This is a genomic window from Rhizobium sp. Leaf341 (assembly GCF_001424325.1).
Lineage (GTDB): Bacteria > Pseudomonadota > Alphaproteobacteria > Rhizobiales > Rhizobiaceae > Ferranicluibacter.
On the sequence record NZ_LMPE01000003.1, the window covers coordinates 1,124,033 to 1,150,065 of the forward strand.

Annotated in this window: 24 protein-coding genes; 14 read left to right on the forward strand and 10 right to left on the reverse strand. The window is 63.9% G+C overall.

Annotated elements, in window-relative coordinates; all coding sequences use genetic code 11:
- Positions 1–32: 32 nt before the first annotated feature.
- Positions 33–2,132: a bifunctional rhamnulose-1-phosphate aldolase/short-chain dehydrogenase gene (locus ASG03_RS06890; RefSeq protein ID WP_062471641.1), complete on the reverse strand. Its 2,100-nt coding sequence runs from the start codon at positions 2,130–2,132 to the stop codon at positions 33–35.
- A 202-nt stretch (positions 2,133–2,334) separates the two neighbouring features.
- Between ASG03_RS06890 and ASG03_RS06895 the strand changes: the two genes are divergently transcribed.
- From ASG03_RS06895 to ASG03_RS06925, 7 genes are all read left to right on the forward strand, one after another.
- Positions 2,335–3,147, forward strand: a complete 813-nt coding sequence (locus ASG03_RS06895; protein WP_062471644.1) for a DeoR/GlpR family DNA-binding transcription regulator — start codon at positions 2,335–2,337, stop codon at positions 3,145–3,147.
- 37 nt (positions 3,148–3,184) lie between these two features.
- Entirely contained in the window at positions 3,185–4,180 is a 996-nt protein-coding gene (gene rhaS, locus ASG03_RS06900; RefSeq protein ID WP_062692976.1) for a rhamnose ABC transporter substrate-binding protein, read from the forward strand.
- A gap of 101 nt (positions 4,181–4,281) precedes the next feature.
- The gene (locus ASG03_RS06905; protein WP_244475174.1) at positions 4,282–5,826 is read left to right on the forward strand and encodes a sugar ABC transporter ATP-binding protein; all 1,545 of its coding nucleotides are present in this window, start codon (positions 4,282–4,284) and stop codon (positions 5,824–5,826) included.
- Positions 5,823–6,836 carry an ABC transporter permease gene (locus tag ASG03_RS06910; protein WP_062692978.1) on the forward strand — a complete coding sequence of 338 codons (1,014 nt, stop codon included), beginning with the start codon at positions 5,823–5,825 and terminating at the stop codon, positions 6,834–6,836. The genes ASG03_RS06905 and ASG03_RS06910 overlap by 4 nt, the downstream gene beginning before the upstream one ends.
- The gene (locus ASG03_RS06915; protein ID WP_062471656.1) at positions 6,833–7,861 is read left to right on the forward strand and encodes an ABC transporter permease; all 1,029 of its coding nucleotides are present in this window, start codon (positions 6,833–6,835) and stop codon (positions 7,859–7,861) included. The genes ASG03_RS06910 and ASG03_RS06915 overlap by 4 nt, the downstream gene beginning before the upstream one ends.
- On the forward strand, positions 7,861–8,202 hold the full coding sequence (rhaM, locus tag ASG03_RS06920) for an L-rhamnose mutarotase (protein WP_062692979.1): 342 nt from the start codon (positions 7,861–7,863) through the stop codon (positions 8,200–8,202). Before ASG03_RS06915 ends, rhaM begins: the two co-directional genes overlap by 1 nt.
- Positions 8,199–9,647, forward strand: coding sequence for an FGGY-family carbohydrate kinase (locus tag ASG03_RS06925; protein WP_082475568.1), 1,449 nt, complete (start codon positions 8,199–8,201; stop codon positions 9,645–9,647). The genes rhaM and ASG03_RS06925 overlap by 4 nt, the downstream gene beginning before the upstream one ends.
- A 65-nt stretch (positions 9,648–9,712) precedes the next feature.
- Here ASG03_RS06925 and ASG03_RS06930 read toward each other — a convergent pair whose 3' ends face one another.
- Both ASG03_RS06930 and ASG03_RS06935 read right to left on the reverse strand, forming a co-directional pair.
- Positions 9,713–10,333 (reverse strand): LysE family translocator, encoded by a 621-nt coding sequence (locus ASG03_RS06930; protein ID WP_062692980.1) that lies wholly within the window; start codon positions 10,331–10,333, stop codon positions 9,713–9,715.
- Positions 10,334–10,392: 59 nt separating this feature from the next.
- Positions 10,393–11,298: an N-acetylmuramic acid 6-phosphate etherase gene (locus tag ASG03_RS06935; RefSeq protein ID WP_062692981.1), complete on the reverse strand. Its 906-nt coding sequence runs from the start codon at positions 11,296–11,298 to the stop codon at positions 10,393–10,395.
- 199 nt (positions 11,299–11,497) lie between these two features.
- On the opposite strand from ASG03_RS06935, the gene ASG03_RS06940 reads away from it, so the two are divergent.
- From ASG03_RS06940 to nagA, 4 genes are read left to right on the forward strand one after another with little or no spacing between them, the layout of a single operon-like run.
- On the forward strand, positions 11,498–12,397 hold the full coding sequence (locus tag ASG03_RS06940) for a BadF/BadG/BcrA/BcrD ATPase family protein (protein ID WP_062692982.1): 900 nt from the start codon (positions 11,498–11,500) through the stop codon (positions 12,395–12,397).
- Positions 12,394–13,158, forward strand: coding sequence for a GntR family transcriptional regulator (locus tag ASG03_RS06945; RefSeq protein ID WP_062471668.1), 765 nt, complete (start codon positions 12,394–12,396; stop codon positions 13,156–13,158). The genes ASG03_RS06940 and ASG03_RS06945 overlap by 4 nt, the downstream gene beginning before the upstream one ends.
- A 53-nt stretch (positions 13,159–13,211) precedes the next feature.
- Positions 13,212–14,243, forward strand: coding sequence for an SIS domain-containing protein (locus tag ASG03_RS06950; protein WP_062692983.1), 1,032 nt, complete (start codon positions 13,212–13,214; stop codon positions 14,241–14,243).
- Complete coding sequence (gene nagA, locus ASG03_RS06955) at positions 14,240–15,415, forward strand: N-acetylglucosamine-6-phosphate deacetylase (RefSeq protein ID WP_062692984.1); 1,176 nt, start codon at positions 14,240–14,242, stop codon at positions 15,413–15,415. The genes ASG03_RS06950 and nagA overlap by 4 nt, the downstream gene beginning before the upstream one ends.
- Before the next feature lie 24 nt (positions 15,416–15,439).
- Here nagA and ASG03_RS06960 read toward each other — a convergent pair whose 3' ends face one another.
- The 3 genes from ASG03_RS06960 to ASG03_RS06970 are packed head-to-tail and all read right to left on the reverse strand — an operon-like array spanning position 15,440 to position 18,422.
- Positions 15,440–16,153 carry a copper homeostasis protein CutC gene (locus tag ASG03_RS06960; protein ID WP_062471679.1) on the reverse strand — a complete coding sequence of 238 codons (714 nt, stop codon included), beginning with the start codon at positions 16,151–16,153 and terminating at the stop codon, positions 15,440–15,442.
- Positions 16,150–17,061, reverse strand: a complete 912-nt coding sequence (locus ASG03_RS06965; protein WP_062471682.1) for an ROK family protein — start codon at positions 17,059–17,061, stop codon at positions 16,150–16,152. The genes ASG03_RS06960 and ASG03_RS06965 overlap by 4 nt, the downstream gene beginning before the upstream one ends.
- Entirely contained in the window at positions 17,058–18,422 is a 1,365-nt protein-coding gene (locus tag ASG03_RS06970; protein WP_062692985.1) for an amidase, read from the reverse strand. Before ASG03_RS06970 ends, ASG03_RS06965 begins: the two co-directional genes overlap by 4 nt.
- 187 nt (positions 18,423–18,609) lie before the next feature.
- Between ASG03_RS06970 and ASG03_RS06975 the strand changes: the two genes are divergently transcribed.
- The 3 genes from ASG03_RS06975 to ASG03_RS06985 all read left to right on the forward strand — a co-directional run bounded on the left by ASG03_RS06975 (position 18,610) and on the right by ASG03_RS06985 (position 21,662).
- Positions 18,610–19,371 carry a sulfate transporter family protein gene (locus ASG03_RS06975; protein ID WP_062472449.1) on the forward strand — a complete coding sequence of 254 codons (762 nt, stop codon included), beginning with the start codon at positions 18,610–18,612 and terminating at the stop codon, positions 19,369–19,371.
- A 409-nt stretch (positions 19,372–19,780) separates the two neighbouring features.
- Complete coding sequence (locus tag ASG03_RS06980; RefSeq protein ID WP_062471687.1) at positions 19,781–20,746, forward strand: HD-GYP domain-containing protein; 966 nt, start codon at positions 19,781–19,783, stop codon at positions 20,744–20,746.
- Positions 20,747–20,840: 94 nt separating this feature from the next.
- Positions 20,841–21,662, forward strand: a complete 822-nt coding sequence (locus tag ASG03_RS06985) for a bifunctional allantoicase/(S)-ureidoglycine aminohydrolase (RefSeq protein WP_062471690.1) — start codon at positions 20,841–20,843, stop codon at positions 21,660–21,662.
- A 157-nt stretch (positions 21,663–21,819) separates the two neighbouring features.
- Here the strand turns inward: ASG03_RS06985 and ASG03_RS06990 are convergent, their stop codons facing one another.
- The 4 genes from ASG03_RS06990 to ASG03_RS07005 are packed head-to-tail and all read right to left on the reverse strand — an operon-like array spanning position 21,820 to position 25,919.
- The gene (locus ASG03_RS06990; RefSeq protein ID WP_200934689.1) at positions 21,820–22,845 is read right to left on the reverse strand and encodes an oligopeptide/dipeptide ABC transporter ATP-binding protein; all 1,026 of its coding nucleotides are present in this window, start codon (positions 22,843–22,845) and stop codon (positions 21,820–21,822) included.
- A complete protein-coding gene (locus ASG03_RS06995; RefSeq protein ID WP_062692986.1) occupies positions 22,845–23,870 on the reverse strand; it encodes an ABC transporter ATP-binding protein in 1,026 nt (341 codons plus the stop codon). Before ASG03_RS06995 ends, ASG03_RS06990 begins: the two co-directional genes overlap by 1 nt.
- 4 nt (positions 23,871–23,874) lie before the next feature.
- The gene (locus tag ASG03_RS07000) at positions 23,875–24,846 is read right to left on the reverse strand and encodes an ABC transporter permease (protein ID WP_062471697.1); all 972 of its coding nucleotides are present in this window, start codon (positions 24,844–24,846) and stop codon (positions 23,875–23,877) included.
- Between the two features lie 11 nt (positions 24,847–24,857).
- A complete protein-coding gene (locus ASG03_RS07005) occupies positions 24,858–25,919 on the reverse strand; it encodes an ABC transporter permease (RefSeq protein WP_082475571.1) in 1,062 nt (353 codons plus the stop codon).
- Positions 25,920–26,033: the final 114 nt, after the last annotated feature.

A 26,033-nucleotide genomic window follows, 5' to 3' on the forward strand; every position in this document is an offset into this window, starting at 1 on the left:
GATGGTCTCCTCCCTCACGTATCCTGGCAACCCTAGCGCGGAAAGCTCTGCGCGTTGCCGCCATCGACATTGATGATGTTGCCGGTCGATTTGGCCGACAGGTCGGAGGCAAGGAAGTAGATGGCTTCGGCCACATCGTCCGGCAGGATGTTGACCTTGAGCATGGATCGCTTGCGGTAATGTTCCTCGAGATCACTGACCTCGATCTTGGAGGAGGCCGCGCGTTGCTCGCGCCATTCGCCATCCCAGATCTTGGATCCGCGCAGGACCGCATCGGGATTGACCGTGTTCACGCGGATGCCGCCTTCGGCGCCTTCGAGCGCAAGGCATCGCGCGAGATGGATTTCGGCAGCCTTCGCCGTGCAATAGGCCGACGCGTTGGGCGACGAAGCGAGACCGTTCTTGGAGGCGACGAAGACAACGTTGCCGCCCAGCTTCTGGCGACGGAACAGGCGGAAGGCCTCGCGCGAGACGAGGAAGTAGCCGGTCGCCAGAATGTCGATATTGCGGTTCCACATGGCGAGATCGGTCTCCTCGACGGGCGCGGAGGACGCAATGCCGGCATTGGAGACAAGGATATCGAGGCCGCCGAATTCGACGAGACCCTTTGCGAAGGCTTCCGCCACCTGGGTCTCGTCGGTCACGTCGAGCTTGACGCTCCGCACCGCATCGGCGCCATAGCGTTTGGCGAAGTCCGCCTGGGCACCGTCGAGCGCCGCCTGGTCGATATCGGCCAGCACCACGCAGGCCCCTTCCGCGATCAGGCGGGTGGCCGTGGCGCGACCGATGCCGCCAGCACCGCCGGTGACGAAGGCGACGCGGCCAGCCAGGCTCTTCGGCTTGGGCATCCGCTGGAGCTTGGCCTCCTCGAGCAGCCAGTATTCGATATCGAAGGCTTCCTGTTCGGGCAGCCCTTGATATTCCGACACGGTGGACGCGCCGCGCATGACATTGATCGCATTGACATAGAATTCGGCAGCAATGCGGGCTGTCGCCTTGTCGCGAGCAAAGGAAAGCATTCCAACACCGGGGATGAGGAAGATCACCGGGTTCGGATCGCGCATGTTCGGCGAATTTTCGTGCCGGCAGGTCTCGTAGTAACGGGCATAATCGGCCCGGTACGCGTCAAGCGCTGCATCGAGCCCATCCACCACCGCATCGATGCCCTGTTCGGCATCGGGATGGAAATCCAGGATCAAGGGGCGGATCTTGGTGCGCAGGAAATGATCGGGGCAGGAGGTGCCAAGGGCGCCGAGACGCCGAAGATCGGCGGAATTGACGAACTCCAGCACGGCAGGCTGATCGTCGAAATGACCGAGCTTCCGTTCCTCCCGGCCGATGCGGCCGCGGATTTCGGGCATCAGCCGCGCGGCGATGGCGCGGCGTCGACCTTCGTCGAGGCTTGACGCGACCGCGCCGCCAAAGATGGTCTTGCCCTCCGTCTTCGTTGCGAACCAGTCGATCGCCCGGTTGATGATGTCGAGCGTCAGCTCGTAGCAAGCCTTGGCATCGTCGGCCCAGGTGAAGAGCCCATGGCTTTCGAGCACCACGCCCTTGGCATGGGGGTTGGCGGCCACGAAGGCGGCAAGATCAAGTCCGAGCTGGAAGCCCGGACGGCGCCAGGGCAGCCAGCCGATCTCGTCGCCGAAAACCTCCTTCGTCAGCTCGCGCGAATTCCTGGAGGCCGCGATCGCGATGATCGCGTCGGGATGCATGTGGTCGACATGGGTGAAGGGCACGAACCCGTGCAGCGGCGTGTCGATGGACGCGGCGCGCGGGTTGAGCGCGAAGGTGCAATGCGGAAGAAAGCCGACCATGCGGTCTTCGTCCGCCACACCGGCATAGAGGCCTTTCAGTGCTTCCAGTTTGTCGAGATAGAGCGTTGCGAATCCGTCGAGCTTGATCGTACCGACGTCGCCGCCGGAGCCTTTCACCCAGAGAACGCGGACAGGCTCGCCCGTCAGCGGATCGGCTTCGATCACTTTGGCCGACGTGTTGCCACCGCCGTAATTGGTGATGCGTTTGTCGGCGCCTAGCAGATTCGAGCGATAAAGAAGCTTGCCTGGCTCGTCGAGACCCTCGGCAACGGCATCATCCCAGCGGCTTTGAAGACGGTGGCTCTGTTCCGACATGTCATCCTCCCATGTTATCGCGGCTCCCATGCGTTGAACGCAGGTCGACCTCGTGTTGACGACGGTATCGCGCAGTCACGCCGGTCGTGTCAATCATCTTCAATCATAAATGTTCATTGTGCATCGCAATATTTAATTTCTTGATCGTTATTGATTGACACGCTGTGCGGAATTCGCATAACTCGTTTTCGAGGAGATCGTCATGCACGAACGCGAACGCCATCGCATCATCATGAGCGCCGTCCAGGAAAAACCTGTGGTGACGGTGCAGGATATCGCGGAACTGACGGATGCGTCGGAGGCGACGATCCGTCGTGACATCGCATCCTTGCATGTCCAGGGAAAGCTGCGTCGGGTCCGTGGCGGTGCCGAAGCCGTGCATCCTCCGCAGATCGGGCATCTCGCAGCCCGCCCCTTTAAAGTATCAGAATCGATCAACTCCGATAAAAAGCGCGCAATTGCCCGCATGGCCGTCGATCTCTGTGAGGAGGGTGATGCCGTCATCATCAATGGAGGCACGACGACCTTCCAGATGGTGCATTTCATGGCGGCGCGGCGCCTGCAGGTGATGACCAACTCGTTCGCGATCGCCGAACATCTCGTCAAACACTCGAAATGCACCGTAACGGTGCCCGGCGGCACGATCTATCGCGACCAGAGCCTGATCCTGTCGCCGTTCGAAAACGACGCTATCCGGAATTTCTCGGCGCGCCGCATGTTCGTCGGCGCGCAAGGCGCCAGCGCACTCGGCATCATGGAGTCTGATGCCCTTGTCATCCAGAGCGAGCAGCGCCTGATGCGGCAGGCAGACGAGCTCGTTGTCATGATCGATTCAGGCAAGTTCGCGCGGCGATCGAGCCTCATTCTTTGCCCGCTCGAAAACGTTTCCACCATCATTACCGACAGCGCCGTGTCTGAGGAGGCCGTGCGCATGGTGGAGGCCGCGGGTGTCAAGCTCGTCACGGTTCCCGTGGCGGCGTCGGATACGAAGGATCACACCGCATCGGTCGCATGAGCGGCCGGGCACTTTTCGTCAACTGGGAGGAGACAGCATGAAACTCGCACAAAAGCTTGCCATCGGGGTGGTGTTCGCCATGGCCGCCTTCGGCTCTGCCGCACAGGCCGCCGAGGTCAAGATCGGCCTCGTCGTCAAATCGCTCGGCAACGGCTTCTTCGAGGCCGCCAACAAGGGCGCGCAGGAAGCCGCCAAGGAACTCGGCGATGTCGAGATCATCTATACCGGGCCAACCAGCACGACGGCCGAAGGCCAGATCGAGGTGATCAACGCGCTGATCGCCCAAGGCGTCAACGCCATCGCCATCTCCGCAAACGACCCCGATGCCGTCGTCCCGGCGCTGAAAAAGGCGGCACAGCGCGGCATCAAGGTCATTTCGTGGGATTCCGGGGTTGCTCCCGAGGGCCGCATCCTGCAGCTGAACCCGTCTTCCAACGCGCTGATCGGCAAGATGTGCCTGCAGCTCGCCAAGGATCACCTCGATGGCGGCAAGGGTGACTTCGCCGTCCTGTCGGCCACGACGACGTCCACGAACCAGAATATCTGGATCGAGGAAATGAAGAAGCAGCTGAAGGACTTCCCTGGGCTCAACCTGGTCACCACCGTCTACGGCGACGACCTTTCGGACAAGAGCTATCGTGAAGCGCAAGGCTTGATGACCTCCAATCCGAACGTCAAGGTCATCGTCGCCCCGACCACGGTCGGCGTGCTTGCGGCATCGCAGGCCGTCAAGGATGCAGGCAAGATCGGCCAGGTCTATGTGACCGGTCTCGGCCTTCCCTCCGAAATGGCAGGCGCCATCAAGTCCGGTGCGACGAAGGAATTCGCGATCTGGAACCCCATCGACCTCGGCTATTCCGCGGCCCAGATCGCCTATCGCCTCGTCAAGGGCGAGACGGACGGCGCGCCGGGCTCGGAGATCGAAGCGGGCCGCATGGGCAAGATCAAGGTCGGCGAGAACGGCGAGGCCGCCATGGCCGATCCCTTCGTCTACAATGCCGGCAACATCGACCAGTTCTCGAAAGTGTTCTGAGCAAAGCAGTCTGGCCCGCTCCGGTGCCAGAGTGACGTGACAAGGCAATCCGGCGGCGCCCAAGGGCGCCGTCGGTCCTCTCTTTCCGACCGGACATGGACATGATGGCCCTACAACACCCCGTCGCCGAGGAACGCACCTCCGCGCCTGCCGTTCTGGAAATGCGCGGCATTTCGCAGATCTTCCCGGGCGTCAAGGCGCTCGACGGCGTTGATATCGCGCTTTATCCGGGAACGGTAACCGCCCTGATCGGCGAAAACGGTGCCGGCAAATCGACGCTTGTGAAAATCCTGACCGGCATCTACCGCCCGACCGAGGGCGAGATCCGCATCGATGGCTCGCCCGTGACCTTTGCCGACGCGCAGGCCGCCATCGACGCCGGCGTAACCGCCATTCACCAGGAAACCGTGCTCTTCGACGAGCTGACGGTGGCCGAAAACATCTTTCTCGGACACGCCCCGCGCACGCGGATCGGGACTATCGACTGGACAACCATGAACCGACGGGCACGCGATCTTCTGCGCTCGCTCGAAAGCACGATCGAGCCGACGATCCGGCTGAAGGACCTGTCGATCGCGCAGCGCCATCTGGTCGCGATCTCGCGCGCGCTGTCGATCGAGGCGCGCATCGTCATCATGGACGAGCCGACGGCCGCTCTGTCCCGCAAGGAGATCGACGATCTCTTCCGGATCGTGCGCGACCTGAAGCGCCAGGGCAAGGCCATCCTCTTCATCAGCCATAAGTTCGACGAGGTCTACGAGATCGCCGAGAACTACGTGGTCTTTCGCGACGGCAAGGCCGTGGGACAGGGTGTTCTCGCATCGACCGCACAGGACGACATCGTCCGTCTGATGGTCGGCCGCACGGTGGCCGACGCATTTCCAAAGCTTGCGGTCGCCCCCGGCGCACCGGTGCTTGAGGTTTCCGGCTACTGCCATCCGACCGAATTCCGCGATATCTCCTTCACGCTGCATCGTGGTGAGATCCTGGGCGTCTACGGCCTTATCGGTGCCGGGCGCTCCGAGCTCTGCCAGGCGCTGTTCGGCATTACGGCGCCGACCAGCGGCACCGTGCAGATCGAAGGGCGCCCGGTCACGATCCGCTCGCCCCGCGATGCGATCCGTGCCGGCATCGTCTACGTGCCCGAGGAGCGCGGCCGGCACGGGTTGGCGCTGCCCATGCCGATCTTCCAGAACATGACACTCCCATCGCTCGGTCGCACATCCCGCGCGGGCTTCCTGCGGCTGGCCGACGAGTTTGCTCTTGCGCGCAAATATGCCGAGCGGCTGGACCTGCGCGCCGCAGCGCTCTCCGTGCCCGTCGGCACGCTGTCGGGCGGCAACCAGCAAAAGGTGGTCATCGGCAAGTGGCTCGCGACGCAGCCCAAGGTGATCATTCTCGATGAACCGACCAAAGGCATCGACATTGGCTCGAAGGCTGCCGTTCACGCCTTTATCAGCGAGCTTGCCGCCGAAGGTCTGTCGATCGTGATGATCTCGTCGGAACTGCCGGAGATCCTCGGAATGTCGGACCGGGTCATGGTGATGAAGGAAGGCCTGCTGGCCGGTATTCATCCGCGTGCGGGACTGACGCCGGAAACATTGGTGCGCGCGGCCACCGGCAATACGGTGAGGATGACGGCATGACCTTCCTGAAGAAACGCGAAACCCTGCTCTTTCTCATCATCGCCCTCATGGTGATCGCCTTTTCCACGCGGGCGCCCGGTTTCGGCGCGCCGCGCAATCTCGGCGTCATTTTCAACGATACGGCAATCCTGATCATTCTGGCGCTCGCGCAGATGACGGTGATCCTGACGAAGTCGATCGATCTTTCGGTTGCCGCCAATCTCGCCTTCAGCGGAATGGCCGTGGCGATGCTGAACGCTGCTGTGCCCGGCCTGCCGCTCGTCCTTCTGATCCTGCTTGCCATCGGCATCGGGGCGGCGCTCGGCGCGATCAACGGCTTCCTCGTCTGGCGGCTCGAAATGCCGCCGATCGTGGTCACGCTGGGCACGCTGACCATCTACCGCGGCATGGCCTTCGTTCTCTCGGGTGGTGCCTGGGTCAACGCGCACCAGATGACGCCGGAGTTTCTGAACGTCCCGCGTCTTGCCATCGCCGGGCTCCCGGTGCTCTCCTGGGTCGCGGTGCTCGTCGTCGTGCTGGTCTATCTGATGGCCCGCTACACGCCCTTCGGCCGCTCGGCCTATGCGGCGGGCGGCAACCCCGTGGCCGCGGTCTATGCCGGGATCGATGTCGGCTACACCCGGTTCCTTGCCTTTACGCTTTCGGGGGCACTGGCCGGCCTCAGCGGCTATCTCTGGGTCTCGCGCTATGCGGTCGCCTATGTCGATATCGCCATCGGCTTCGAACTTGACAGCGTCGCAGCCTGCGTCATCGGCGGCATCTCGATCGCGGGTGGTGTCGGTACGGTCATCGGCACCGTGCTCGGCGCCCTGTTTCTCGGCGTCATCAAGAACGCCCTCCCGGTCATCGGCATCTCGCCCTTCACGCAGATGGCGATCTCAGGCTCCGTGATCATTCTTGCCGTCGTGTTCAATGCCCGGCACGAGCGTCGTCGTGGACGGATCATTCTGCGGAACCGGGCAGCGGAAGACGGCAGCTCCAATACGATCACCAAGGAGGCCCTGGCATGAGCGCGATCCCGTCGACAACGCCCCAGCCCGAGCCGTCGCAGCCGGCCCGACGGGCCATCCCCGATCGGCTCGGGACGCCGCTTCGCCGGCTGCTGGCCAGCTGGGAAGTGCTGCTTCTCGGCGTGGCCGTTGCCATCTTCGCGTTCAACTCGCTGGCGTCGCCGTATTTCCTCGACGCCTGGAACCTCTCGGACGCGACCTTCAACTTTACTGAAAAGGCGATGATCGCCTTTGCCATGGCGCTGCTCGTGATCGCCGGCGAGATCGACCTCTCGGTCGCCGCCATCATCGCGCTTGCCTCAACCGCCATGGGCGCAGCGGCGCAAGCGGGCGTCGGCGCGGCGGGGCTGGTGGCCATCGGTATCGGCGTCGGCTTGGCGTGCGGCGTCATCAACGGCGCGCTCGTGTCGGGCATGAAGCTGCCCTCCATCGTCGTGACGATCGGCACGATGAGCCTCTTCCGGGGCCTCTCCTATATCGTGCTCGGCGACAAGGCCTATGGCGGCTATCCCGCCGATTTCGCCTTCTTCGGGCAGGGTTACGTCGTCTGGGTGTTCTCGTTCGAGTTCGTACTGTTCCTCGTGCTGGCGGGGCTCTTTGCCGTGCTTCTCCACGCGACGAACTTCGGGCGGCAGGTCCAGGTGATCGGCAACAACGAGTTCGCTGCCCGCTTTTCCGGCATCCCGGTCGAGCGAATCAAGTTCATCCTCTTTCTGCTCACCGGATTGATGAGCGGCATTGCCGCCGTCTGCCTTACCTCGCGCCTCGGCTCGACCCGACCCTCGATCGCGCAAGGCTGGGAGCTGGAGGTCGTCACCATGGTGGTGCTCGGCGGCGTCTCCATTCTTGGCGGCTCCGGCACGATCGGCGGCGTCGTCATCGCGGCCTTCGTGATGGGTCTCGTCACGTTCGGGCTTGGGCTTCTCAACGTGCCCGGGATCGTCATGTCGATCTTCATCGGCCTGCTTCTCATAATCACCATCGCGCTGCCGATCCTGGCGCGCCGCATCAAGGCGAGATCCTGATGATCCCCGACAGCACCTGGGAACGCCACGCCTTCGTCATGAAGCTCCATGCGGGCCAGGAGGCGGAATACCGCCGCCGCCATGACGTGATCTGGCCCCAACTCAGCGCTCTTCTCGCGCAGGCCGGGGTTCGGGACTACTCGATCTTTCTCGACCCGGAAACCCTGATGCTCTTCGGCGTGCTCGCGCGGCCGCGTGATCATCAGATGGCTGCGCTGCCCGAACACCCCGTGATGAAACGCTGGTGGGCGCACATGGCCGACATCATGGAAACCCATCCCGACAATGCACCTGTGACCCGCGATCTGCTGCCCGTTTTCCACATGCCGGGGCAGCCATGAACCACCTGACCGATCGGGCACCGGGCCGGGTCGCCGTCTTCGACGTCGGCAAGACCAATGCGAAGCTCGTCGTCTACGACACCGCCAGCGGTCGCGAACTCGTGTCCCACCGGATGGCAAACCGCGTGATCGGCGAAGGGCCTTATCCGCATTATGATACGGACGCGCTTTGGGATTTTCTCGTCGCATCGCTGAAGGCCGTCGCGCAGACGCCGGGCTTCGACGCGATCTCGGTCACGACCCACGGCGCAGCTGCGGCGCTTCTGGACGCGCATGGCGCGCTGGCGCTGCCCGTGCTCGACTATGAGCATGATTATCCCCCGGATGTTAAGGCCGCCTACGACCGCATCCGGCCGGCCTTTGCAGAGACGTTTTCGCCAAGACTGGCGATGGGGCTCAACCTCGGTGCCCAGCTGCATTATCAGAAGACCACGTTTCCCGCAGACTTCGCTCGCGTCCGCACCATCGTCACCTATGCGCAATACTGGTCCGGCCGACTGAGCGGCCACTTCGCAACCGAGGTGACGTCCCTCGGATGCCACACCGATCTCTGGAACCCGGCTCTCGGCGGGTTCTCGACCTTGGTGGAAACACTCAACCTTGAAGGCCTCATGGCACCCGCACAGTCTGCCTTCGAGGTTCTGGGGCCGCTGTTGCCGCAGCTTGCCCTGGCCATTGGCGCGGGTACGAAACGAGACATCCCTGTCCATTGCGGCATTCACGACAGCAACGCCTCGCTGCTGCCGCATCTCATCGTGCGCAAAGCCCCCTTCTCCGTCGTTTCCACGGGGACCTGGGTCGTCGCCTTCGGCGTCGGCGGCGATCTCGGGCGGCTCGATCCCGCGCGGGACACGCTTGCCAATGTCGACGCCTTCGGCCGCGCGGTGCCCTCCGCGCGGTTCATGGGCGGGCGGGAATACGAGATGCTGATGGCCGGAAAGGAAACGGTGCAGGCCGGCCCCGAAGACCCATCGTTGCTGCGAACGGTGATCGCGCGCGGCATGATGCTCCTGCCTTCGGTTGTGACAGGCTGCGGCCCCTTCCCGTCGATGACGGCAGCCTGGATCGCGGCGGAAGGGGCATCGGATGACGAGCGCCACGCAGCCGTCTGCCTCTATCTCGCGCTGATGACGCAGGAAAGCCTGCAGCTCCTGGGCGCTGGCGGACCGATCCTCGTTGAGGGACCGTTCGCACAGAACAGCCATTACCTTGCTGCACTTGCCGCCTTTTCCGGCCGACAGGTGCTTGCGCTCGAGGGATCGACGGGAACGAGCCTGGGTGCTGCCCTGCTTGCAGGACAGACCCCACGTCCGTCCGCCGCCGCGCCTGCGCCTGCTTCAGATCCTGACGAAGCGGAACCGTCTGCGCGCGAGAGCCTGCTCGGCACGCAGGATGCGATCGACACCTATCAGAGGCTCTGGCGCGAGCGGATCGCAGCGCGTTGAGATCGACACGATGCTTGCGCAGGCATCCACGGGCAGGCGCATCCGTTGGCGCCGCAAAGCGGCGTTCAGGCCGTTCGCAACGCGATATAGGCGGCCGTCGCACCCAGCATGCTTGCCGCCCCCCGATTGAGGATCATCAGCGCCCTCGGTCGGCGCAGGAACTGGCGCGCCCGCGAGGCGAGCACGATGTAGGGGATCAGCACCGACAGCAGAATCACGAAGGTGGTCAGCACAAGAAGGATGTAGTCGCGCGGACCGATGGCGGCGAGATCGATCAGTGTCGGCACCAGCGCGACGTAGAAGAGCATTGTTTTCGGATTGCCGAGCGTAACCAGAAGCCCTGAGAGAAACGCAAGGCCCGGGGACGTGCGGACCCGGTTCTCCTGCAGATCCTGCGCCATCAAACCCGACGTCCAGAGCTTCCAGGCGATAAAGCCGAGATAAAGGGCGCCGATGACCTTGATGACGAGGAACGCGGTGGTGAAGGTCTGCGCGACATAGGCAAGACCGAGCACGACGCCCGTAAGGTAGACGAGGTCTCCCAGCACGAGACCGAGGCCCATGAGGAACGTATCGCGAAAGCCGGAGCCGAGCGCGCGCGCAACGATCGCCGTCATGCCGGGCCCGGGGATGGCAGCGGCAATGAAAAGGGCGGCGGCATAGGCAAGAAGGCTGGCGAGGGTCACGGACGGCACCTTTCGCTGATCGAAATGAGAGATCGCTGCTGTGTTGGAGCCCTGCGACGCTAGCTCGTTTCGCTGTGTTCGCCAAGAGCCAGCGCACGGCGCAAGCTCTGTCCCGCCCGGTCAAGCCGCGCCTGTGCTGCCCCACGGTCCGCCACGCCCGACGCCAGAAGAACGGCGATCTTGACGGAGCCGCCGGCGGCTTCCAGTCGGCGCTCGGCTTCGACGAGATCGACACCGGCGATCTCCGCCACCATACGGGCGGCACGCTGACGCAACTTGGCATTGTCAGGCCGCAGATTGACCATGTGACCGTCATGGACATGGCCGAGCCCGATACCGACGAGCGTGGAGATCATGTTGAGCGCGATCTTCTGCGCCGTTCCCGCGCCCATGCGCGTCGACCCGGAAACCACTTCGGGTGGCGTTTCCAGGAGCACGGCGACATCGGCGCTGTCGAAAAGGGGTGTACCGGCGTTGTTGGCGATGGCAACGACGCTGGCGCCGCGCGCCCGCGCCGCTTCTGCGCAACCGAGCGCGTAGGGCGTCGTGCCGCTGGCGGAAACGATCACGATGCAATCTCCCGGGCCGACCCCCGCCTGCTCGGTATCGTACGCGCCAAGGGCCCGATCATCCTCGTAGCCGCCTGCGAGATCGGCGAGGCTGGCCGCACCGCCCGCCAGGACGACGACGACGGATTGCTGCGCAAGACCATAGGTACCGGGCAGTTCGAGCGCATCGACCATGGCCATCAGGCCGGAACTGCCGGCCCCGGCATAGACGAGGCGGCCCCCGCTTCGCAGCGCCTCTGTCGCAAGAGAGGCTGCCCGTGCCAGCGGCTCGAATGCGGCATCGACCGCCCGCGCGGCGGCCTGCTGGCCCTCTGCCAGGAGCTTCAGGATCGCGAAAGAATCCCGCGTATCGAGATCCCGCGCTTGCCCGTGCCTTTCTTCCGTCCTGTCCGACATATGAACCTCTCACCTTACAGTCCAAATGAATACCAATACGCGCGAGATAATCAAGGATCTGGCTGACGGTGAAGATTCTAGAGCCCGCATCTCACGTCTATCTAGCTGCTTTCATATCGGAAACTTCATCATCCGAATTTTATTGAATTTCGCCTTGGTAAATGGTCCTTTTTTGGTATTATCAAGCCGGAGGTCATCCATGGGTCTTTATCGTGTTGGAATCGATGGTGGGGGTACGCGGTGCCGGGCAGCAGTGGCCGATGCGGACGGCCGTCTTCTCGGCCGTGGCATCAGCGGTGCTGCCAATATTCTCACCGATCCCGAAACGGCACTTGTCCATATCCGACAGGCGACGGAGGCGGCTTTCAAAGAGGCCGGACTTCCGCTGTCCGACATTTCCTCGGCTTATGCCGTTCTCGGTCTTGCCGGCAACAATGTCGCTGACGCCGTTTCCTTTATCGCCGCGCGTCTCCCCTTTGCCAAAGCGGCCATCGTATCCGACGTCGTGATCGCGCTGCAAGGCGCACTCGGCGATCGTGACGGCGCCGTGGCGAGCCTCGGGACAGGCACCGTCTATTGCATTCGACAGGCCGGCGCGACCTCCATGCTGGGCGGCCACGGCTTCAAGGTGGGCGATCTTGGCAGCGGGGCACGGCTGGGGCAAGGCCTTCTTCAGGAGGTGCTGCTTGCCCATGACGGCATCCAGCCCTCCTCGTCTCTGACCGAGACGGTGCTTGCGGAATTCGGCCATTCGCCCGAGGCCATCATCGCCTTTGCCCATGGCGCGCACCCGGCCGATTACGGTCGCTATGCGCCGAGCATCTTTTCAGCCGCCGCGGCACACGATCCTGTCGCGATCAATCTCATCCGCGCCGCTGCGTACCGGATCGACCAGACGCTTGACGCCATCATTGCGCGCGGTGTCACAACCCTTTGCCTCGTTGGTGGCCTCGCGCCCCTTTACAGGCCATGGCTGGCCGAGCGGGGCGACAAGGTCTTCGCCGAACCGCTTGCCGACGCGCTGACCGGGGCTGTGGCTTTGGCGGTTCAAGGCGTTTTCACGGCAACATTTTCCAACCAGGCGGAGGCGGTGCAATGAGCGATCATCTGGCGCATCTCCTGCCGCTCGAGGGCCTCCAGGGCGCGGGTGCCGGCCCCCTGTATCTAAAGCTGCGCCAGTCTCTCGAAGACGCAATCCAGACAGGTCGGCTCAACCACGGCGATGCGCTGCCGCCGGAGCGCGACCTTGCCGAATATGCCCGCATCAGTCGCGTCACAGTGCGAAAAGCAGTGGATGATCTCGTGCGCGACGGACTTCTCGTGCGCCGTCATGGCTCGGGAACCTTCGTCGTCAAGCCGCTGGCACGCGTCCAGCAGTCCCTGTCCCGCCTGACCTCCTTTACCGAGGATATGGCGCGCCGCGGCCTGACCACGCGCGCTCAGTGGATCGAGCGAGGACTTTTTGCAGCCTCGCCGGACGAGATGATGACGCTCGGCCTGCCGGCCGACGCGCTTGTCGCACGGCTCGGGCGGCTGCGGATCGCTGACGACATGCCACTGGCTATCGAGCGGGCCAGCATCTCGGCGGAATTCCTGCCCGATCCGACGCAGGTCACGACCTCTCTCTATGCCGAGCTCGACAAGTCGCGCGCACGGCCGGTGCGCGCGGTGCAGCGAATCTCGGCCTGTGGGCTGAAGGATCCGGACGCCGCGATGCTGGGCGTCGCCAGCGGGTCGGCGAGCCTGTCGATCGAGCGTATCTCCTATCTTGCATCCGGCCGCGTGGTGGAGTTCACCCGCTCGCTCTATCGCGGCGATGCCTATGATTTCGTGGCTGAACTCAGCCTCTCCGACGCGTAAGCGGCGACACGCAAAATGGCTCTCGAACAGAAGGGCCTTGAAGGACATGCGACATGACGACCGACCAGACCCATATGCGCCGCGAGATCAACGAGATCCCGGAAGCAGCCGCCCGTCTCCTCGACCGGTCCCGCGGCGCTCTCGATGCCGCAGGCGCCGCCCTTGCAGCGCATGATCCGGCTTTCCTCGTGACCATCGCCCGAGGCTCGTCTGACCATGCCGCCTTGTTCCTGAAATATGCCATCGAGCTGACAACGGGACGCCCCGTCGCCTCTCTCGGCCCATCGCTCGCTTCGATCTACGGTGCGAAGATGGCGCTTTCAGGCGCCGGTTCGATCGCCATCTCGCAGTCCGGCAAGAGCCCGGACATCGTCGCCATGGCCGAGGCTGCGACCAGGGCCGGCGCCGTGACCATTGCGCTGACCAACACACTGCCGTCGCCGATCGCCGAAGCGAGCACCCATCCCGTGCACATCATGGCCGGCCCCGAGATCGCGGTTGCCGCAACGAAATCCTATGTGAACTCGATCATTGCCGGTCTCGCCGTGCTAGCGGCCTGGACGAAGGATGCAGCGCTCGAACATGCTGTGCGCGATCTGCCCGCGCATCTCGCACGCGCGGTGACGCTCGACTGGAGCGCCCTCTTCGACGGGATCGGCACGTCGGACTCACTCTATGTGCTTGGTCGCGGGCCAGCGCTCGCCATTGCCAGCGAAGCCGCCTTGAAGTTCAAGGAAACGTCCGGCCTGCATGCCGAAGCCTATTCCGCCGCGGAGGTGCTGCACGGGCCGGTCGCGCTCGTAGAGAAGCGCTTTCCGGTTCTCGGGCTGGCCGCACGCGACGCGGCCGAAACCTCCGTCAGCGACATTCTCGACGATCTCGCCGCCAAGGGCGCACGGGCCTTTCTGACCGCCGATGCCCATGGCCGTGCCGCGCCGCTGCCCTTCGTTGCCACAGGGCATCCGCTGACCGACGCGCTCTGCCTCATTCTTCCCTTCTACGGCTTCGTGGAAGCATGGTCGCGCGCCAAGGGCTTCAACCCCGATCAGCCGGCAGCGCTGAAGAAAGTGACGGAAACGCGATGAACGCACAGCGCGACGACACGGCCTTCGCCGTTACCGGGGCCCGGATCTTCGACGGGCAGGACTGGCATGCCGGACAGGCGCTCCTCGTCGGTGACGGCGTCATCACCGGCATCGTCGCGCCGGAGACGCTGCCGGAGGGACTGAAAACGGTTTCCGCCAAGGGCCATCTTCTGGTGCCCGGCTTCATCGACCTCCAGGTCAACGGCGGCGGCGGGGCTCTGCTCAACGACGCACCCAGCCTTGAAGTGATCCGCACGATCTGCGCCGCGCATGCACGTTTCGGCACGACCGCTCTTCTGCCGACGCTGATCACCGATACGCCGGACGTGCGCAGCCATGCGATATCGGCGGCACGGGAGGCACGGGCCGAGCGCGTCCCAGGCTTCATCGGCCTTCATCTCGAAGGCCCGCATTTGTCTGTCGCACGCAAGGGCGTTCACGACGCCGCCCTGATCCGGCCGATGGAAGCCGATGATCTTCACGTCGTTCTGGCCTGCGCCTCGCTGTTCGATGCCGTCATGGTCACGGTGGCGCCCGAGAATGTGACGCTCGAACAGGTTGCCGCCATGAGCAAGGCGGGCATTACCGTCAGCCTCGGCCATACAGCGGCCGACTACGAGACGGTAGCGACCTATGCGCTGGCCGGGGCCCGCACGGTCACCCATCTCTTCAACGCGATGAGCCCGCTCGGGCATCGCGAGCCCGGTTGCGTCGGTGCAGCGCTCGATCTCGGGACGCTCCATGCCGGGATCATCGCCGATGGGTTTCACGTCGATCCGGTCTCCATGGGCATCGCGCTGCGGGCTAAGGTCGGGCCAGGTCGTATCTTCCTCGTCACCGACGCAATGTCGACCATCGGCTCCGACCAGACCGGATTTCAGCTGAACGGGCGGCAGATCTTTCGCCGAGAGGGACGGCTGACGCTCGCCGACGGGACACTGGCAGGGGCCGACATCGACATGCTGTCTTCCGTGCGTTTCGTGCACCGAACGCTCGACGTGCCGCTCGGCGAGGCGATCCGGATGGCATCCGCCTATCCGGCAGACGCCATCGGCCTGTCCGCCACCAAGGGCCGGCTGCTGCCCGGGCTCGATGCGGACTTCGTTCTCCTGACGGAGGATCTCGACATGGTCGCGACCTATATCGATGGTCATGCGGTGTTTTCGGCCTGACAGCCGTCAGCTACCGACGGGGTGTCAGAGCGCGGCTTTCAGCGCCCGGACAACGGGGGCACTGGTTCGGCGCACGGTTTCCGGGGCGAAGCCGAGCTCGACCAGGCCGCGATCGGCGGTCGGCACGGGAGCGGAACAGGAGGCGTGAACCTCCAGGACGCCGGTGGCCAGCAGCGGCCCGATATTCGTCAACGAGACACCGGAGCCCGGCATGATCGACAGGCGCCCGCGCGCTTGGCCGACGAGATCGGCGATCGCCGCGATCCCCTTCGCCGCCGTCGTCTCGCCGCCCGAGGTAAGGATCCGCTCAAAGCCGAGATCGACGGCCGTCTCCAGGGCTGCTGCCCGATCGGGGACGAGGTCGAAGGCCCGGTGGAGCGTTCGTCCCATGCCATCGGCATGCTGCGCAAGACGGGCAAGGCTGGCAGAGTCGAGGCTGCGGTCGCCAAGGCTTGCGCCGAGAACGACGCCCGCCAGACCCGCCTGCCGCGCGGCGTCGATTTCCGCCTCCATCAGGGCGATTTCGGTTTCATCGAAGACGAAGTCGCCGGCGCGGGGACGGATCATCGCATAGACCGGCACGGCCATGCGAGCCGCCAGTTGCATGAGGCCGACCGACGGCGTCAGACCGCCCAGCGACAAAGCGGAGCAGAGCTCGACCCGGTCGGCACCGCCCTCGACAGCGGCCAGAAGGCCCGCTGCATCATCGACGCAGACCTCAAGCAGGATGGAGCTCATCGAGGTCCTCCATCAAGAGCGAGAAGGGCGGCACCGATCAGGCCGGGTTCGATCCGGCATTCTCCCGGCACGACCAGAGGACGATCGAACCTGCGCAGAATGCGGCTGCGGACGGTCCGGTCGATCGCCTCGACAAGCGGCGTGACGCCCGACAGCCCGCCGCCGACCGGCACGATGGTCGCACCGGTGATGTTGATCGCAAGCGCGAGGGGAGACGAGACAAGATCGACCAGAACCTCGATGGTCCGTGCGGCGTCCGGATCCCCGGCCTGCCAGCGCGCGGTGATGTCCTGGCTCGGCAGCGTCTCCTGGTGCAGCACCTTGTGAAGGCGCTCCATGCCACGGGCAGCGCCGATCGTATCGACGCAGCCGCTCTGGCCGCAGCCGCAGGCAAAGGCGGGAATGGCAACAGGCGGGCTCCCGGCCGTGGCGGCAACGGCCGGGCCATGGCCCCATTCGCCGGCAAAGCCGCCCTGGCCGTTGATCAGACGCCCGTCCGCGACGAGACCGCCGCCAACGCCGGTGCCGAGGATGATGCCAAAGACGACGCGATGCCCACGCCCGGCCCCGAGGCCGGCTTCGGCGAGCGCAAAGCAATCCGCATCATTGGCGATCAGCACCGGCATCCGGAGGCGGTCCCCGAGGTCACGCGCCAGCGGCCGCTGGTCCAGGCAAGGAATATTGGCGACCGTGATTGCCTGAGTGTCCGGATCGACCACGCCTGCAATCGACAAGGCGATCCGCGAGGGCCGGAAGCCGGCTTCCGTGAAGGCATCCTCCAGCACGCGCACGAAGGCATCGAAATCCTGCAGGGGCGTCGGCCGACGCGCCAAGGGGCGAATGTCCTGCGGCGCTGTGGCAACCGCACCCTTGATGGCCGAACCGCCGATATCGAAACAGACAATCATATGTCACCCCGGATGATGGGTTCGGCCGCGAGGGCCGCGGACAGGAGCCTGCGGTCCTCGCCCTGCGGCGCCGAAAGGAGGAATCCGACCGGCATCCCGGCGTCCCCCGTCCCACACGGGATGGAGATACCGCAGCCGTCGAGGAAATTGCCGACCAGCGTGTTGCGCAGCGTGCGAAAGTTTGTGTCCACGAACAGCGCGTCATCCGTCAGGAGCGGCGCAATGGGCGGGGCGACATGGGGCAGGGTCGGATGGGCAAGCAACGTGCGTGGGCCGAGCATGGCGGAAAACGCGGCGATCATGTCGCGGCGGGCGGCGATGAGGGCGAGATAGTCAACCATGCCGGTCTTCTCGCCCATGCGCGTGCGCACCACGACCCTTGGGTCCATCCGCGCCGCATCCGGGCCGGCAAGCCGCTCGCGATGAAGCGCAAAAGCCTCGGCTGTCACAAGGGCGCCATGGCGGGCAGACAGTTCGAAGACCTCGGCAAAAAGCGGCACTTCCCGGTGCTCGATGGAAACTCCGGCATCCGCCAGACGCGCGAGCGCCGCCTCGAAGGCTTCGACCACGGCGGGCTCTGCACCATCGAACATAACCGTCCGGGGCACCACGAGCGTCAGCCCTTCTACCTCTCCGCGGTCGATCTCCGGATGGACGAGACCGCGCATGGCGGCGTCCACCCAGACGGCGTCCTGCACCGTCCGGCAGAGAGGGCCGAGCGAGTCGAGGCTCGCGGCCAGCGGGAACACGCCCTTCATGGCATACCGGTCGCGTGTCGCCTTATAGCCGACGATCCCGTTGAGGGCTGCGGGAATGCGGATCGAACCGCCGGTGTCGGTCCCGATCGCAACCGGCACGAGGCCTGAGGCCACGGCGACAGCCGAGCCGGAGGAGGAGCCGCCGGGAATACGCGGCACATCCGTCGAGGCCGCATTGGCCGGCGTGCCGTAATGTGGATTGATTCCGAGCCCGGAAAACGCGAACTCGCTCAGATTGGTCCGCCCGACGCTTACCATGCCGGCGGCGGCAAGCGCCGCGACGACGGCCGCATCCTTAGGTGCCGGTCCATGATCGAGGACGATCGAGCCTGCCCGTGTGACGGCACCTTCGGTATCGAACAGATCTTTCCAGGCGACCGGCACGCCATCGAGAAGACCAAGCGAGCGGCCGGCCCGGAGCCGCAGACGGGCCGCCCCGGCTTCCTTCAGCGCACGCTGGCCGAGAACCTCGGTGAAAATTGCCGGATCGGCCGAAGCGATCCGATCGAGGACCGCTTCCGTCAACGCGATCGGATCGAGAGCGCCGCTCTGGAGAAGAACCGCAAGGCTGGCGACAGAGAGATCCGTCCTGATATCGTTCATGGCTCGCTCCGACGACATGGCTGACCTCTCCTACTGCATTCTCGCGAAAACCAAAATCGGCCGGTGCGATTTCTGCACCACGGGTCGTCCGGCAGACGGTCTTAACCGCGAGCGCCTTGCGGCCACCGGCAAGGCACTCTACATCATCTGTTGCGCTGCAGCATGCGCGTGTACCTGGAGCCGCCGGATGATCTTTCACGCTGCCCGCCTGTCGTTGGCCAATCTTTTTGCGCCGGAGACGCGCGCTGCGTTCTGGAAAACGCTGGGCCTCACCATCCTTGCTCTCGTGCTGCTCTGGCTGGGCCTTCGCGAGAGCTTCGTCTATTTCGTCGCTCCGCTCGTTACAGAGATGCTCCCGGGCACGCCGGAATGGGCCGGTTGGCTCACGTTCATTCTCATCATCCTCGCCAGCATCGGGCTGGCGCTCGGGCTTGCCTTGCTGCTCGCCCCCGTGACGGCGCTGATCGCCGGACTGTTCCTCGATGACGTTGCCGACGTCATCGAAACCCGGGATTATCCGAATGAGCCTGCCGGCCGGTCCCTGCCGATGGGAGAAGCCATTCGCGGGACGCTGAAATTTCTCGGTGTCGTGATCGTCGGCAACGTGATTGCGCTGTTCCTGCTGCTGGTACCCGGCATCAACCTCGTCGCTTTCTTCCTCGTCAACGGCTACCTGCTCGGGCGGGAGTTCTTCGAGTTCGCCGCCATGCGGTTTCGGCCGCCCGAGGAAGCCCGGGCTTTTCGCGCCAAACATCGCACGACGATCTTCATGGCGGGCCTTCTGTTGGCTGCCTTCCTCGCGGTTCCGGTTCTCAACCTTCTCACCCCGCTCTTTGCAGCCGGGTTGATGGTGCATTTGCACAAGGCGCTTTCCGCTCGCGATCCCGAATTCGGCTATCCCCGCATTCGCCCCTCGGTACGTCCGCCGCTGCCAAGCGCACCGCGCTGAGCAGAGCCCATAGAAGGCCTGAAGGCCGAGCACGGCGAAACCATGCTCGACAGAGCGAATCATCGCCAGAGCCGGTCGATGTCTTTCGTCCCTGACGGAATGGTCGGAGGATTGTAAGATGTCCTGCTCATCAGGATGGAAAGCGGCAATTTATAAGAACCAGTCGCTGCTATAACAACCTTGAAGAGCAAACCCTCACTATTCACTGTCCGCCGTCTTTTTTTGTTTTTTTACAATACGAAAATAGAATAAAACCAGAGGTTCTATTTTCGGCTTAGTAATGTCTTAAAAATGTTTGGCTATAAGAACGTGTGGTCCCGGCACGTGCGGGCAGAAAGACAGCATTTGCTTGCTTGCCGGTGCATTGTCGAGGAGAGGCATGTGCAGGGAGGCGGTGAGGAACAGCGGCATGGTGAAACGTATCGAGAGGCACGAGGCTCGGATCGGCATGTTCATCGAGTCGCTCGAGGGATCCTGGCAGGATAACCCGATCGGCCAACGCCGCTTCCTTTTGACCACCGATAGCGAGGTCGACCTTATCAGGAACAGCCGGATCACCGGTATCTACATCAACCTTGCCAAGGGCGTTGACGTTGATGGCGCCAGTCGTACCCCCGGCAGCGGACTGTCGCGAAGCACTGCGCCGCGGAAGCGATCCCTCGAGGAGGAACGCAAAGCAACCGCCAAGGTCGTCCAGGCCTCGGTCAAGCGTCTCGAAGGCACGTTCGATCGGAGCCGCAGCGGCGAGCCGATCAGCATTGAGAGCGTCTCCAGGATCGTCGGTGACATTTCCAACCAGATTGGCGACAGCCCTGCCATCCTGCTCGACATCACCCGGCTGAAGTCCAAGGACAAGGTCACATTTGTCCATTCCGTCGCCGTCTCGGCGCTCCTCGTCCATTTTGCGCGGCACCTGCAGTTCGAGGAACCGCTCGTAAGGGTGCTTGGCTTTGCGGGTCTCGTGCACGATATCGGCAAGCTGGCGATCCCGACCGCGATCCTGAACAAGAACAGCGCCCTTACGGCGGAGGAGCGCGACGTCATCATGCAGCACCCGGCCGTCGGCCACGATATTCTCAAGCGGCAAGGCAACCTGCCCGGCGTCGTGCTCGATATCTGTCGCCACCATCATGAGCGCATGAACGGCAAGGGGTATCCGGATGGCGTGCCCGCCGCCGACCTTTCGGTCTACGTCCGGATGAGCACGATCTGCGACGTCTACGAAGCCGTGACCTCGGTCCGGCCCTACAAGAAGCCGTGGTCGTCCGCTATGGCGCTGTCCTGGATGCTGCAGCATGGCGATCATTTCGATCTTCAACTGCTCTGGAAGTTCATCCTCAGCCTGGACACGGAACTGACCCGAGGCCTGTCCTGAAAACCCGACCGGTAACGGTGAAGAAAAGTCTCTCTTTCCCGGCCGGACCGCTCTAAGGTATCGCTGTCACAATCAGACGGATACCAGCAAGCCGATGAAGAATACGCGTCTCTTTTCCAACATGGGTGGCCTGCCGGGCCAAAGCGAACTCCTCTCCAGCAAGGCGGTGTTCACCACTGCCTATGCGGTCATCCCCGGTAGCGTCATGCGCGACATCGTCACCAGCGTTCTGCCACACTGGACGGGAACACGGGCTTGGATCATCTCGCGTCCCCTGACCGGCTTTTCCGAAACCTTCTCGCAATACATCATGGAGGTGGCGCCCGGCGGCGGCAGCGAAAGGCCGGAGCCCGATACGCGCGCTTCCGCCGCCATCTTCGTGGTGGATGGAGAGATGGTCATGACCTTCGAGGGCGAGGAAAAGGCGCTGCGGACAGGCTCCTTTGCCTATCTTCCTGCCGGTCGTGCCTGGACGCTGAAGAACACGGGTGATGTGCCCGCAAAATTCCACTGGGTGCGCAAGGCGTTCGAGGTGGTCGATGGGCTCGAAGCGCCACCTGCCGTCTTTACCCATGAGAACGATTGCGCGATCAGCGCCATGCCAGATACCGACGGCCGATGGGCGACGACACGCTTTCTCGACCCGGAAGACGTCCGCTACGACATGCACCTCAACATCGTCACCTTCGAGCCGGGCGCCGTCATTCCCTTCCTCGAGACACACGTGATGGAACATGGGCTCTACGTCCTCGAAGGCCGGGCGGTGTATCGGTTGAACGAGGATTGGGTCGAGGTGGAGGCCGGTGACTACATGTGGCTGCGTGCCTTCTGCCCGCAGGCCTGCTATGCCGGCGGTCCCGGACGTTTCCGCTATCTGCTCTACAAGGACGTCAACCGGCACACCAAGCTCTGGTAGCCTGACGCAGACCGATCTCTCCGCTTCAGGACCAGCCGTCACGTCAACGGCAGATGCCTAAAGCGCGATGCGTGAAAAGGGTCCACAACGCGCTTTCAGGTCTTGTTGTGATGCATGTCGTTTCCCGAAACCGCTGCACACTTTCAGGCGACATGCATTAGCCGAGCGGAAAATGACACGCGACCTGACGCTCGGTGGAGAGGGCCGCGAGCACCGGGCGGACCTGCCGGCAGATATCCTGAGCCTGCGGGCAACGTGTCGAGAACTTGCAGCCGGTCGGCGGATCGAGAGGACTTGGGATTTCGCCCGAGAGCAGGATGCGTTCGCGACTGCCGCGATTGTGCGGTTGAGGAATGGCCGAGAGCAAAGCCTGCGTGTACGGGTGGCTCGGACGCGCGTAGAGCGCATCGGTCTCGCCCGTCTCGACAATGGAGCCGAGATACATGACCGCAACGCGGCTCGAGACCTGGCGGACGACGGCGAGGTCATGGGCAATGAAGACGTAGGTAAGATCGAGCCTTTCACGAAGGTCGCTGAACAGATTGACGATCTGGGCCTGTACCGAGACATCGAGCGCCGAGACCGGTTCATCGGCGACGATCAGCTTCGGCTCCACCGCCAGCGCCCGGGCAATGCCGATACGCTGGCGCTGGCCGCCGGAAAATTCGTGGGGATATCGATCGAGATATTCTCGGCGCAGGCCAACGAGGTCCATGAGTTCCAAGAGACGTTGTTCGATGCCGGCGCCTTCTCGGATTCTGTGAACCTTCAGCACTTCGGCCAGCACGTCGCGCACACGGCGACGAGGATTGAGCGATGCCGAGGGATCCTGGAAGATCATCTGGACGTTGCGGCGCATCGGCTTCAGCGCGCGTGCATCCGCCCTTGTGATGTCGACACCTTCAAAAGTCAGCGTGCCCCCATCAATGTCGTAGAGGCGCGTGAGGCAGCGGCCGAGCGTGGATTTTCCGCTGCCGGATTCGCCGACGAGACCCAGCGTCTCTGCCGGAAAAACATCGAGACTGATCGCATCGACAGCGTGGAGCGTCCGGCCCGAGCCGGGCCTGAGGGTTCGCCCGACGGTGAAGGTCTTGACGAGCGACCGTGCCGACATCAGCGGAGTGTCCGATGCAGAGGCGGCTTCCGAAGCTGCGGACGCGGGTTTCGAAAGGTCGGGCGGCATCATGCAAATTCCTCGGCAGACAGGACGGTGCGGCGGAGTGCTGCACGCTCCGGCTCCTCCAGGACGCACAAGGCGGCCTGCGTGCCGATCTTGCGCAATGGCGGGCGCTCCAGACAGGCGGGCCGGGCAAAAGCGCAGCGCGGCGCAAAACCGCACCCCTCCCCGATCCTGTCGGGCGTCGGCGGCATGCCCGGAATGGACTTCAGCCGGGCGAGACGCGGGCCGGCCAGAGGCGGGATCGAGCCCATCAGGCCCCAGCTATAGGGGTGGAGCGGGCTTTCGAACATGGCCTCGGTCTCGCCCCGCTCGACGATGCGTCCTGCATACATCACGGCAACGCGGTCGGCGACTTCGGAGACGACGCCCATGTCGTGCGTGATCAGAATGATGGCGGAGCCGAAATCCTTGCGCAGACGCAGCAGCAGATCGAGGACCTGCGCCTGCACGGTCACGTCGAGCGCCGTGGTGGGCTCGTCCGCCACCAGAAGCGCAGGATTACAGGAAAGCGCCATGGCAATGACGGCGCGCTGGCGCATGCCGCCGGAGAGCTGATGGGGATACCGGTCCACGGCTTCCTGCGGGTTGGACAGGCCTACCTCGCCCAGGAGCTCAACAGCGCGTTTTCTGGCCGCCCTGGCAGAGATCCTCTCGTGAGCACGGATCTGCTCTGCGATCTGCCAGCCGATCGTATAAACCGGCGTCAGCGCCGTCATGGGATCCTGCGAGATGAGACCGATTTCCCGGCCGCGGATGCTGCGCAGTTCGCCGGGGCTCAGATCGAGAATGCCGCGCCCACGGAAGGACACCATACCGTCGACCCGCGTGGTCTTGCGGTCGTGGAGCCCGAGCAGCGACAGCAACGTTACCGACTTGCCGGAGCCGGACTCGCCGACGATCGACAGGATTTCGCCTTCCCGCACGGAGAAGGAGACATCGCGCACCGCCTTGACCGGCCCGCGGTCGGTGGCGAAGGCGACCGTAAGGCCATTGACGTCGAGGAGGATGGGTTTTTCCACAAATGTCATGGCTTCAGCTTTCCCGCACACGCGGATCGATAAGGACGTAGACGACATCGACGAGCGCATTGGCCAGAACCACGAAGAACGAGGCATACATGACGGTACCGAGGACCATAGGCAGATCGAGGTTGAGCAGCGCCTGGTAGGTCAGCCGCCCGACGCCGTTCAAGCCGAACACGACTTCGGTCAGCAAGGCCGAGCCGCCGACAAGCACGCCGAAATCCAGGCCGAACATGGTGACGAAGGGGATCAGTGAGGTGCGTAGCGCGTGACGGACCATCACGCGCGCAGGGCTCAGCCCCTTGGCACGCGCGGTGCGGATGAAGTCCTCCTGATAGGCCTCTACCAGATTGGCGCGCAGGACCCGTCCATAAATGCCGATGTAGAGAGCGGCAAGGGTGAACCAGGGGATGAGCAGCGTCTTGAACCAGCCCCAGGGATCGGTGAGCAGCGGCTTGTAGCCGAGAGAGGGAACCCAGGAAAACAGGATCGTATCGTGAAACCGGCTCTGGGTAACGAGATTCATGACCTCCCCCAGCCAGTAGACCGGCATGGACACGCCGATCAGCGCAAGCACCATCAGACCGCGGTCGAGCAGCGTGTCGCGCGCGAGCGCTGCCACAACGCCCACGAGAATGCCGCCGACCACCCAGAGCACCGCTGCACCGGCCACCAGCGAGAGCGTGACCGGAGCGGCTTGCGCAACGGCCGGCACGATGCGCAGCCCGCGATTGACGAAGGATGTGAGATCCTGCGTAACGAACAGCCGGTTCATCATGATGACATACTGGACGGGCAGCGGCCGATCGAAGCCGAAATCCTTCCGGATCGCCTCCACCGTTTCCGGCGAGGCATTGCGCCCGGCGAGGCGCGCAGCCGGATCCGAGCCAGGCGTGGCAAAGAAGATCAGGAAAACGAGGGCGGAGATGCCGATCATGACGAAAAGCATCTGGCCGAGGCGCTGGAGAACGGCAAAGAACATGGGCGTCCCTCTCAGGCCAGTTTCGTGCGCGGGTCGAGCGCATCGCGGATGCTGTCGCCGAGCACGTTCAGCGACAGAACGGTCAATGCGATGGCGATGCCCGGGGCCAGCGCGACCGCGGGGCGGGTGTAGAGCAGCGTTTGCCCGTCCTGAATGATCGTGCCCCAGCTCGCATCCGGCGCCTGCACGCCGATCGACAGGAAGGAAAGCGAGGACTCCGTGATGATGTTGAGTGCCATCATCAGTGGCACGAAGACGATGAGCATCGTGGACACGTTGGGCAGGATGTCGTTCACGAGAATGCGCCAGGCGGGAATACCGAGACCGGTGGCCGCCAGCACGAACTCGCTTCGCTTCAACGCCATCACCCGACCGCGGACGGGGCGCGCGACATAGGGAACATAGATGATGCCGATGATGACGATGGGCAGCAACAGGCTGTCTCCCGTGATCTCAAGCGGCCCGATGACGATGCCGTGCGACAGGAGCACGATGGAGAGCGATATGGCGAGAAGATAGACCGGGAAAGCCCAGAGGATGTCGAGGATGCGCGAGAGGATCTGGTCGGTGATGCCGCCGAAGAAGCCCGCGGTGATGCCGATGATCGCAGCTAGCACAAGACAGATGGCGGTCGCGGACGTGGCGATCAACAGCGAGTTTCGCCCGCCGTAAAGAAGCCGGGCGGCGACGTCGCGCCCTTGGGTATCCGCCCCGAGGAAATACTGCGTCCCGTAGGTTGGGCCGATCGGGGTAACGCCGAGACCGAGCCCCTCCGTGGACGCCTGCATCACCTTGACCCGCTTGCCATCGATCGTAATGCGGGCGGAGAGGTTTGAGCGGAACGGGTCGCTCGCGGCAACATATTCGGCATAAAGCGGTGCCGACAGACTGGAAAGGACCACAAGAACGAGCACGACGGCCGCGATGATCGTCGGCTTGTCGCGCCGCATGAGCAGCCAGGCCCGGCGCCAGGGCCCTGCCCCCGATCCCCGGACGGCGTCCTCCTCGAGATCAAAGGGCGGCACGTCGGGAACGTAAGCTTCTGTGGAAGCGATGTCGGACGAGATGCTCATGACATGTCCTGCAGGCGTCTGGCGGCCGGGAACCGCGCGATCTTGGCGGGAATTTCCGGTGGCATGGGAAGAATACGCCCCATGCCACCGGCATTGGCTGGCTCAGTGGCAGGA